General features: G+C 61.5%; 6 protein-coding genes. 5 read left to right on the forward strand and 1 reads right to left on the reverse strand.

Going from position 1 to position 11,125, the window contains the following annotated elements:
* Positions 1–40: 40 nt before the first annotated feature.
* From eprS to VY732_RS13950, 5 genes are all read left to right on the forward strand, one after another.
* Positions 41–2,992, forward strand: coding sequence for an autotransporter serine peptidase EprS (gene eprS / locus VY732_RS13930; protein ID WP_331695714.1), 2,952 nt, complete (start codon positions 41–43; stop codon positions 2,990–2,992).
* Between the two features lie 183 nt (positions 2,993–3,175).
* Positions 3,176–6,253 (forward strand): autotransporter domain-containing protein, encoded by a 3,078-nt coding sequence (locus VY732_RS13935; protein ID WP_331695715.1) that lies wholly within the window; start codon positions 3,176–3,178, stop codon positions 6,251–6,253.
* 77 nt (positions 6,254–6,330) lie between these two features.
* Positions 6,331–8,019, forward strand: a complete 1,689-nt coding sequence (locus VY732_RS13940) for a polyurethane esterase (protein WP_331695716.1) — start codon at positions 6,331–6,333, stop codon at positions 8,017–8,019.
* A 197-nt stretch (positions 8,020–8,216) separates the two neighbouring features.
* Positions 8,217–10,070, forward strand: a complete 1,854-nt coding sequence (locus tag VY732_RS13945) for a polyurethane esterase (RefSeq protein WP_331695717.1) — start codon at positions 8,217–8,219, stop codon at positions 10,068–10,070.
* A 241-nt stretch (positions 10,071–10,311) separates the two neighbouring features.
* Positions 10,312–10,686, forward strand: coding sequence for a hypothetical protein (locus tag VY732_RS13950; RefSeq protein WP_077572988.1), 375 nt, complete (start codon positions 10,312–10,314; stop codon positions 10,684–10,686).
* Positions 10,687–10,797: 111 nt separating this feature from the next.
* Here VY732_RS13950 and VY732_RS13955 read toward each other — a convergent pair whose 3' ends face one another.
* The gene (locus VY732_RS13955; RefSeq protein ID WP_077572987.1) at positions 10,798–11,022 is read right to left on the reverse strand and encodes a YgdI/YgdR family lipoprotein; all 225 of its coding nucleotides are present in this window, start codon (positions 11,020–11,022) and stop codon (positions 10,798–10,800) included.
* Positions 11,023–11,125 lie beyond the last annotated feature (103 nt).

Raw genomic sequence — 11,125 nt, forward strand, 5'->3', positions numbered from 1 at the left:
CAAAACAACCGGCATAAAACAATAAAAGTGAGTGGTGAACATGGACGTACGCATCAAGCCGATTTCGGTCGGCACCCTGCTGCTTGTGATTTCTGCGACCCAGGCTCAGGCGCAATACCTCGAAAGCGGCCAACCCGGCGATCCCGCCAGTTGGCGCAGCGCCGAATTCCTCCGCGACTGGGGCCTGAGCCGCATGCAGGCCGAGCAAGCCTACGCCGCCGGCATCACCGGCCAAGGCGTGAAAATCGGTGCCCTCGACTCCGGTTTCGATGCCGCCCACCCGGAGTTCGCCAGCGACCGTTATCACCCGGTCACGGCCAGCGGCAGCTACATCGACGGCTCACTGTTCAACGTCAATGGCACCCTCAATCCCAACAACGACTCCCACGGCACCCACGTGGTCGGCACCATGGGCGCCTCGCGCGATGGCAGCGGCATGCACGGCGTGGCGTACAACGCGCAGATCTACGTCGGCAACACCAACAAGAACGACAGTTTCCTCTTCGGCCCCAATCCCGATCCGCGCTATTTCAAAGCGGTGTATGACGCCTTGGCCGATGCCGGCGTGCGTGCGATCAACAACAGCTGGGGCAGCCAGCCGCCGGATGTCAGCTACCGCACCCTGGCCGATCTGCACGCTGCTTACGCCCAGCACTGGAACAAGGGCACCTGGCTCGATGCCGCCGCCGATGTGTCCCGACGCGGTGTGATCAACGTGTTCAGCGCCGGCAACAGCGGCTATCCGAATGCCAGCGTGCGTTCGGCGTTGCCCTATTTCCAGCCGGATCTGGAAGGTCACTGGCTGGCCGTATCGGGCCTCGATCAAAGCAATCAGCAGAAGTACAACCAATGCGGCCTCGCCAAATACTGGTGCATCACCACGCCGGGGGCGAAGATCGACAGCACCATTCCCGGTGGCGGTTACGCGATCAAGTCCGGCACCTCGATGTCGGCGCCGCATGCGACCGGTGCACTGGCACTGGTGATGGAACGCTACCCGTACATGAACAATCAGCAGGCACTTGAAGTGTTGCTGACCACCGCCACGCAACTGGATGGCTCGGTCACCGATGCGCCGACCGAACGGGTCGGCTGGGGCGTGGCCAATCTGAATCGGGCGATGCGCGGGCCGGGGCAGTTGCTCGGTGCGTTTGATGCCAACCTGGGGGCAGGGCAGCGCGATGTCTGGAGCAATGACATCTCTGACAAGGCGCTGATTCAGCGTCAGGCCGAAGACCTCGCGGAACACAGCGCCTGGCAGCAAACCCTGCAGGACAAGGGCTGGCAGAACGGCGTTGCCGCAGGCGCCAGCCAACAGGATCAGACCGACTACGCGGTCGGCACTGCCCGTGATGCAGCGGCGGCGAGTCGGGTGTACCAGGGCAGCCTGATCAAGTCTGGCAGCGGGCAGTTGATCCTCTCTGGTGACAACACCTATCGCGGTGCGACTACAGTCAATGGCGGTTTGCTGACGGTCAACGGTTCGCTGACTTCCGCTGTCACGGTGAACGACAGCGGCACCCTCGGCGGTTCCGGGCGAATCGCTGCGCTGCTCGCCAACAGCGGCGCTCGCGTGGCGCCGGGCAACTCTATCGGTACCTTGAACGTGGCCGGTGATGTGAACTTCGCGCCGGGCTCGACCTACGCCGTTGAACTGTCGCCGACCAGCAGCGACCGCATCGTTGCTGGCGGCACCGCCAATATCAGCGGCGCCACTGTCAGCCTGTCGCTGGAAAACAGCCCGACGCTGCTCAGCACCACCGAAGCGCAAAGCCTGCTCGGTCGCCAGTACGACATCCTGCAAGCGGCCGGTGGCATTCAGGGGCAGTTTGGCGCGGTGCTGCCGAATTATGTGTTTATCGGCGGCAGCCTCGACTACGCCGCTAACGGTATTCAGCTCGATATCGAACGTAACTCGACAACCTTCGCCAGCGTCGGACAAACGCCCAATCAGCGCTCGGTGGCTGTTGCCGCCGAAAGTCTGGGCGCCGGCAACGCGGTGTATGAAAGCCTGTTGCTCTCGCCAACAGCCGCTTCGGCGCAACAGGCGTTCCAGCAGTTGAGCGGCGAGATCTACCCGGCATTGAGTTCGATGCTGATCAATGACAGCCGCCAGTTGCGCGATGCGGTCGGCGAGCGTCTGCACGATACCAACGCAGCGCAAAGCAACGGCTGGATCAAGGCTCTCGGAGCATGGGGCACGACCGATTCGAGCCATGACACGGCGGGCTACAACACTTCGATTGGCGGTTTGCTGGCCGGTGTCGACGGCGCGCTGGACGAGCAGACCCGCATCGGTCTGGTTACCGGTTACAGCGACAGTTCACTGAGCATGGGTTCGGGCACGCATTCCTCGGCCAAGGTCGACAGCTACCACCTCGGTGCTTATGCCGGTCACGAAATCGGCGCCTGGCGTTTGAGCACCGGAGCGGCCTACAGCTGGCATCGCGCTGATGTGAAACGCGATCTGCAATACGGCGACGTCAGTGGCAAACAGAAAGCCAAGGTCGATGCAGCAACCACGCAAGTGTTCGGCGAAGCGGCTTATCGCCTGCATCTGCAACCTCTGGCGCTGGAACCGTTCGCCAACCTGGCCTACGTGCATCTGGACACTGAAGGCTTGACCGAGAAGGGCGACGCAGCCGCGCTGAAAAGTTCGGGCGATCAACGTGACGCCGTGCTGAGCACCCTCGGCGTGCGGGCGATCAAGACCTTCAACCTTTCGCCCGGGCAATCACTGGATGTGAGCGGCCACCTCGGCTGGCAGCACAGCCTCAGCGACATCGACTCCGAACAGCATCTGCGCTTTGCCAGCGGCGGCACGCCGTATTCGGTAGAGAGCTCGGCGTTGGTGCGCGATGCCGCGCTGGTTGGCGTGCAGGCCAGCCTGGCGCTGAGCAAAGACGTGCGCGTCAACCTTGATTACAACGGACAACTGGCCAATCGCGAAAAGCTGCATGGCGTTGGCTTGAGCTTGAACTGGCAGTTCTAAGCAAGATAACCCGGCTTCTGGTGATCGTTCCCACGCTCCGCGTGGGAATGCAGCCCGTGACGCTCCGCGTCACTGGACGCAGAGCGTCCCTAGAGGCATTCCCACGCGGAGCGTGGGAACGATCAGTTGCTCTGTGTGGCAACGATCAGGATTTTTCGCAACATCACTAAGGAAGGTCGCTGGATGAATAACAACAATACCCCCGCGCAAACGGGAGGCCGCTTTGCCCTGAAAACCCTCACGCTCGCCGTGCTCTGTGCCATCGGCACCGCCCATGCCGCGCCCTACGTGGAGAGCGGTCGCACGGGCGATCCATCGAGTTGGCGCAGCGCCGAGTTCCAGGCCGATTGGGGCCTGGGCGCGATCGGTGCCGATCACGCCTACGCCGCCGGCTATACCGGCAAAGGCGTGAAACTGGGGATCTTTGACCAGCCGGTGTACGCCGCGCACCCGGAGTTTTCCGGCAGCAATAAAGTCGTCACCCTGGTCACCAGCGGGATCCGCGAATACACCGACCCGTACATCCCGGTCAAAGCCGGCGATGCGTTCCGCTATGACGGTTCGCCCTCGGTCGGCTCCGACGGCAAACTCGGCGCCCACGGCACTCACGTTGGCGGTATCGCCGCCGGCAGTCGCGATGGTGGGCCGATGCACGGCGTCGCGTTCGGTGCGCAGATCATCAGCGCCGACAACGGTGATCCGGGCCCGGAAGACGGCATCGTTCGCGGCAACGACGGCGCGGTGTACAAGGCCGGTTGGGATGCGCTGATCGCCAGCGGCGCGCGGATCATCAACAACAGTTGGGGCATCGGCATCACTGACCGTTTCGACCTCGGCGGCCGCGATCCGGCGTACCCGCATTTCACCGTCAATGACGCGCAGTTGCAGTTCAACGAGATCCGCACGCTGCTCGGCACCAAACCCGGTGGCGCCTACGACGGCGCGATAGCTGCTGCGCGCAGTGGCATCGTGACGATCTTCGCCGCCGGCAACGACTACAACCTCAACAACCCGGATGCCATCGCCGGCCTCGGCTATTTCGTCCCGGACATCGCGCCGAACTGGATCACTGTCGCCGCGTTGCAGAAGAACCCGGACCTGGCCAGCGCCAATCCGTACATCATGAGCACGTTCTCCTCGCGCTGCGGCTATACCGCGAGTTTCTGCGTCTCGGCGCCGGGCACGAAAATCTTCAGTTCGATCATCGAAGGCACCAACGCCGACAACCTCACCACCGGCTACAAAAACTACAACGGCACCTCAATGGCCGCGCCCCACGTCGCCGGTTCCATGGCGGTGCTGATGGAGCGCTTCCCGTACATGAGCGGTGATCAAGTCGCCACAGTCTTGCGTACTACCGCCACCGACCTCGGCGCGCCGGGCATCGACGCTTTGTACGGCTGGGGCATGATCAACCTGCGCAAGGGCATCGACGGCCCGTCGATGTTCGTCACCGAGCAGGACATTCCGGCGGAATTCCGCATCGATGGCGCGTATGGCTCCGGCCAGTTTGTCGCCGATCTGCCGGGCATCGGCGCGATCATCGATCAGGGCAAACCGACCGAACGCGTGTGCACCGACATCACCTGCGGCCTCGATACCTGGCGCAACGACATTTCCGGTCACGGCGGTTTGACCAAGCAAGGTCTCGGCACGCTGGTGCTGACCGGCAACAACACCTACAGCGGCCCGACCCTGGTCAATCAGGGCCGCCTGGCCATCAACGGTTCGCTGCAATCGGCGGTGACGGTGAATGACGGCGGTATCCTCGGCGGCAATGGCCATATTGGCGCGCTGTCGGTGAACAGCGGCGGTATGGTGGCGCCGGGTAATTCCATCGGCACCCTGAACGTGGCCGGTGACGTGACGTTTGCACCGGGTTCGACTTACGCCGTAGAGCTGTCGCCAACCAGCAGCGATCAGATCATCGCCACAGGCAAAGCGGTCATCGAAGGCGCGACGGTGAGCATGTCGCTGGAAAACAGCCCGACCTTGCTGAGCACCAACGAAGTACAAAGCCTGCTCGGCACGCGCTACAACATCCTGCAAGCGGCGGGCGGCATTGAAGGGCGCTTCGGTCAGGTGTTGCCGGATTACGCCTTCCTCGGCGGCACGCTGGCGTACTCGGCCGATGGAATCCAATTGGAAGTCGGGCGTAACGGTGCGTCGTTCGCCAGCGTCGGTTTGACGCCGAACCAACGCGCCGTGGGCGCTGCGGCTGAGCGTCTGGGCGCTGGTAACGCGCTGTTCGAAACCCTGTTGCTGTCGCCGAATGCGGCGTCGGCGCAACAAGCCTTCCAGCAGTTGTCCGGCGAAATCCATCCGGCCATTGGCACCATGCTGATCAACGACAGCCGTTACCTGCGTGAAGCGGTGGGCGAGCGTCTGCGTGAGCGTGATCTGTTCAACGCTGGCGCACCGACCGACGAGCGCAGCAATGCATGGGTCAAGGTGTTGGGTTCGTGGGGCAAGAGCGATGGCGGGCATGACAATGCCGACTCCAACAGCTCCATCGGTGGCCTGCTGGCCGGTGTTGACGGCTTGATCGCTGAAGATACCCGTCTCGGTTTCGTTACCGGTTATAGCGACAGCTCGTTGAGCATGGGCAGCGGCACGCATTCGTCGGCGTCGGTCGACAGCTACCACTTGGGCGCGTACCTCGGGCATCAGATCGATGCGCTGCGTCTGACCGTCGGCGGCGCCTATAGCTGGCACCGTGTCGACGTCAAACGTGACCTGCAGTTCGGGGACGTCAGCGGTAAACAAAAGACCAAGCACGATGCCGCAACCACGCAAGTGTTCACCGAGGCCGCTTATGATCTGGGCCTGCAACCGATGAACCTGGAGCCGTTCGCCAATCTGTCTTACGTGCACCTCAATACCGAAAGCTTCACCGAGAAGGGTGATGCTGCAGCGTTGAAGAGCGATGAGGACAATCGCGATGTGGTGCTGTCGACCCTCGGCGTGCGCGCCAAGCGTTCGTTCGCCTTGTCGGATCAGCAGCAACTTGAACTGGGCGCGAGCCTCGGCTGGCAGCACAACTTGAATAACGTCGATGCCGACAGCCATCTGGCCTTTGCCAACGGCAACAGCGCGTTCACCGTGCAGGGCGTGTCGATGGATCGCGATGCCGCAGTGGTCGGCGTGCGCGCAGGTCTGGCGCTCAACCGCGATGTGCGGGTGAACCTGGATTACAACGGCCTGATCGGCTCGAACGAGAAGGACCACGGCGTGGGTCTGACCCTCGACTGGCAGTTCTAAAGAGTACTGGCAGTTCTAAGGCGTGCTGGCAGCTCTGCAAAGAGCTGCCAGTCATTTGAAGGAAGAGAGAGCACAACATGGGACTGTTCGATTATAAAAATGCCGATGGCAAAGCGTTGTACAGCGACGCCATCGCACTCACGCTGTATGCCTACACGCCGACCGGCAAACCGTTGCCGGCCACCGCTTGGTCGCCGCTCACAGCGACGGCGCTGGGCTATCAGGGCAAGGTCGGGCCGCAAGGCACGTTCTTCGGCGAGAAGGACGGCTTTACCAGCGCCGAGGCGGAAGTGCTCGGCAAATACGACGCCGCCGGCAAGTTGATTGGCATCGGCGTGGCCTTTCGCGGCACCGGTGGGCTGGGTTACAGCGATACGTTCGGCGACCTGAAAAACAACCTGCTGGCCGCCATCGGGCCGTCGGATTACGCGAGCAATTACGCGAAAAACGCCTTCGACAATCTGCTCAAGGCTGTCGCCGCATTCGCCATTGCCAACGGTATCGCCGCCAAGGACGTGCTGCTCAGCGGTCACAGCCTCGGCGGGCTCGGCGTCAACAGCGTCGCCGAATTGAGCGCGAGCAACTGGGGCGGCTTCTTCAGGGATGCCAACTACATCACCTTCGCCTCGCCGACTCAGAGCAGCACCGGCAACAATGTGCTGAACATCGGTTTCGAGAACGACCCGGTTTTTCGCGTGCTCGATGGCACCACGTTCAGCAGCGCCTCGATGGGCAAGCACGACAAGCCGCACGATTCGACCACCGACAACATCGTCAACTTCAACGACAACTACGCGTCCACCGCGCAGAACCTGGTGCCGTTCAGCATCGTCAATCCGCTGAACTGGTCGGCCCACAGCTCGCTCGGCTATGCCGATGGCTTGAATCGGGTCATCGACTCGAAGTTCTATAACCTGACGCATAAAGACTCGACGATCATCGTCTCCAATCTGGAAGAAGCTTCTCGCGGCAAGACCTGGGTCGAAGATCTCGGCCGCAGTGGCGAGCCGCACACCGGCAGCACGTTCATCATCGGCACCCAGAGCAGCGACTGGCTCAAGGGCGGCGCGGGCAACGACTTCCTCGAAGGCCTGGGCGGTGATGACCGGTTCCGTGATGACGGCGGCTACAACATCCTGCTCGGTGGCCAGGGCCACAACACCTTCGAACTGCAGAAACCATTGCAGAACTTCAGCTTCGCCAACGACGGTGACGGCACGCTGTACGTGCGCGACGCCTACGGCGGCATCAGCATGACCCGCGACATTGGCGCGCTGGTGAGCAAGGAGTCGGGTTCGTGGTGGGGCAGCAAGGAAATCACCTGGGGCGTCACCGCCAAAGGTTTGACCAATGGCAGTGAACTGACCCAGTACAACCATTCGCTTAGCGGCGATGGCTACGGCAATGCGCTGCATGCCTCGGCTGACGGTGACTGGCTGTTCGGCCTCGGTGGCGACGACAAACTGATCAGCGACAAGGGCCATGTGACCTTCGTCGGTGGCGCCGGCAATGACGTGATGAGCGCCGTGGGTGGCAACAACACCTTCCTGTTCAGCGGCGCGTTCGGTTTCGATGCCATCAACGGCTATCAGGGCAGCGACAAACTGGTATTCATGGGCGTCGAGGGCGCGGGGCAGGGCTATGACTACAAGCAGCACGCGGCGCAGAACGGCAACGACACCGTGCTGAAGATTGGCGACTATGCCGTGACCCTGATCGGGGTGGGAGTGGCTAACCTGTCGGACTCGGCGTTCGTGTTCGCCTAGTAATCCCTGTAGGCCTTCGCCTGCTCGCGATAGCGTTGTGTCAGTTTGCATTTTTTCATCTGGCACACCGCTATCGCGAGCAGGCGAAGGCCTACAGTTTAAAGCTATGTAGATTCTGAAATGCTCCGGGGCGTCCCCGTGGGGCGCCCTGGCTGTGAGCTATCTCTAACAATTCCAACAAGAGAGAGGCAATAGCAATGGGTGTGTATGACTACAAGAACTTCGGTACAGCCGATTCCAAGGCGTTGTTCAGCGATGCCATGGCGATCACGCTGTATTCCTATCACAACCTCGATAACGGCTTTGCCGCCGGTTATCAGCACAACGGTTTCGGCCTCGGCCTGCCCGCCACGCTGGTCGCGGCGCTGCTCGGCGGCACCGATTCGCAAGGGGTGATTCCCGGCATTCCGTGGAACCCCGACTCGGAAAAACTCGCCCTCGACGCCGTGAAAAAGGCCGGTTGGACGCCGATCACCGCCTCGCAACTGGGCTACGACGGCAAGACCGATGCGCGCGGAACCTTCTTTGGCGAGAAGGCCGGTTACACCACCGCCCAAGTGGAAATCCTCGGCAAGTACGATGCTCAGGGCCATCTGACCGAACTCGGCATTGCCTTTCGCGGCACCAGCGGCCCGCGGGAAAACCTGATCCTCGACTCCATCGGCGACGTGATCAACGACCTGCTCGCCGCCTTCGGCCCCAAGGATTACGCCAAGAACTACGTCGGCGAAGCGTTCGGCAATCTGCTCAATGATGTGGTGGCGTTTGCCAAGGCCAACGGCCTCAGCGGCAAGGACGTACTGGTCAGCGGTCACAGCCTCGGTGGCCTGGCGGTCAACAGCATGGCCGACTTGAGCGGCGGCAAGTGGGGCGGTTTTTTTGCCGACTCCAACTACATCGCCTACGCCTCGCCGACGCAAAGCAGCACCGACAAAGTGCTCAACGTCGGCTACGAAAACGACCCGGTGTTCCGCGCCCTCGACGGCTCGACCTTCACCGGCGCCTCGATCGGCGTGCACGACGCGCCCAAGGCCTCGGCCACCGACAACATCGTCAGCTTCAACGATCACTACGCCTCGACCGCGTGGAATCTGTTGCCGTACTCGATCCTCAACATTCCCACCTGGATCTCGCACTTGCCGACCGCTTACGGCGACGGCATGAACCGCGTGATCGACTCAAAATTCTACGACCTGACCAGCCGCGACTCGACGATCATCGTCGCCAACCTCTCAGACCCGGCGCGGGCCAACACCTGGGTGCAGGACCTCAACCGCAACGCCGAAACCCACAAGGGCAGCACCTTCATCATCGGTAGCGACGCCAATGACCTGATCCAGGGCGGCAGCGGCAACGATTACCTGGAGGGTCGCGCCGGCAACGACACCTTCCGCGACAGCGGCGGCTACAACGTCATTCTGGGCGGGCAGGGCAGCAACACCCTCGATCTGCAAAGCGCAGTGAAGAACTTCGACTTTGCCAATGACGGCGCCGGCAACTTGTACGTGCGCGATGCCAACGGCGGGATCAGCATCACCCGCGACATCGGCAGCATCGTCACCAAAGAACCGGGGTTTCTCTGGGGATTGTTCAAGGACGACGTGACCCACAGCGTCACGGCCAGCGGCTTGAAAGTCGGCAACAACGTCACCGCGTATGAGTCCAGCGTCAAAGGCAGCGCTGGCGCCGACACCCTGAAGGCGCATTCGGGTGGCGATTGGTTGTTCGGGCTGGATGGCAACGATCACCTGATTGGTGGTGCTGGCAATGACGTGTTTGTTGGGGGCGCCGGTAATGACCTGATGGAATCGGGAGGCGGGGCGGATACGTTCCTGTTCAACGGCGCGTTCGGGCAGGATCGGGTGGTCGGGTTTACGTCGAATGACAAACTGGTGTTTCTCGGCGTGCAGGGTGTGTTGCCGGCGGAGGATTTCCGCGCCCATGCCGCCGCTGTCGGGCAGGACACGGTGCTGACGTTTGGCAATGATTCGGTGACGTTGGTCGGGGTGTCGCTGAACAGCCTGAGTGCTGACGGTGTTGTGATCGCCTGATGTTGATGGGGTGCCGGTAAGGGCCCTTTCGCGAGCAGGCTCGCTCCCACACTGGATCTGTGTCGTTTACAAATCCCCTGTGGGAGCGAGCCTGCTCGCGAAGAACGATAACTCGGTTTCAAAAGTGACTCGACAGCCATTCCCTGACTCAAACCCCTGCGAAAACAGGAAATGCGGCCTAAAGCCAGCACGTGCGCACACGTTCTATAGCTAGCCGCCATTGAGTACAGGAGATTCAAACGTGAAAGGTTTCAAGGGGTATGTCGGGTTCGTTGCACTGGCGCTGTGTTCGGCCAATGCCTGCGCCGATCTACCTCAAACTTCGATTCTGAGCCGTTACGGCATCACCACCGACCAACTGCCGAGTCCGCCGAAAACCGAGGTGGTCGAGCCGGTTGAAGAGAAGAGCCGCTTTCAGATTCAGCCCGAACAACCGTTCGTGACCCTGCGCCTGGGTGACGGCAAACAGCCGCAAACCACCGGCAATCTGAGCATTGATCGCATGGCGCAGCAGGATCTGGAACGCTGCCGGCGTTTGCAGGGTGAAGTGGTCAAGCGGGGCGGCACGTACATGCCTTGCGATGGCAGCATTCCGGGTATGCCGACCTTCGAATAATACAAATATCCCTGTAGGAGCTGCCGCAGGCTGCGATCTTCTGCCTTTGATTTTCAAGATCCGGATCAAAAGATCGCAGCCTGCGGCAGCTCCTACACGTATCGCGGGGTGTCAGTCTTCTTCGCGCACGGTCGCGACTTCATCAGCACGCACCTTCACCTTGGCCCCGGAAATATCCTCGAACTCATAGAAGCCGTCCTTGGTTTTGGTCTTCGGCATGTCCTTGGTCAGATACTGGGTGCCGTTCTGCAGAGTGACCACCGTCGGGGTCGAGCAACCGGCCAGTGCCAGCGCGGCAACGACGGCGAAAGGGATGCCCAGTGACTTGATTTTCATACCCACCTCTAAATCCTCATTCGATGTGATGCCGAGCATTGTCGGCCTTCTAACGCGGTTGGTGCCATCCCCGGGGGAAAAGTTCGATAGCCCGGCGAAAAAA

It is taken from the genome of Pseudomonas sp. ZY71, assembly GCF_036542145.1.
Taxonomy (GTDB): Bacteria; Pseudomonadota; Gammaproteobacteria; order Pseudomonadales; family Pseudomonadaceae; genus Aquipseudomonas; species Aquipseudomonas koreensis_A.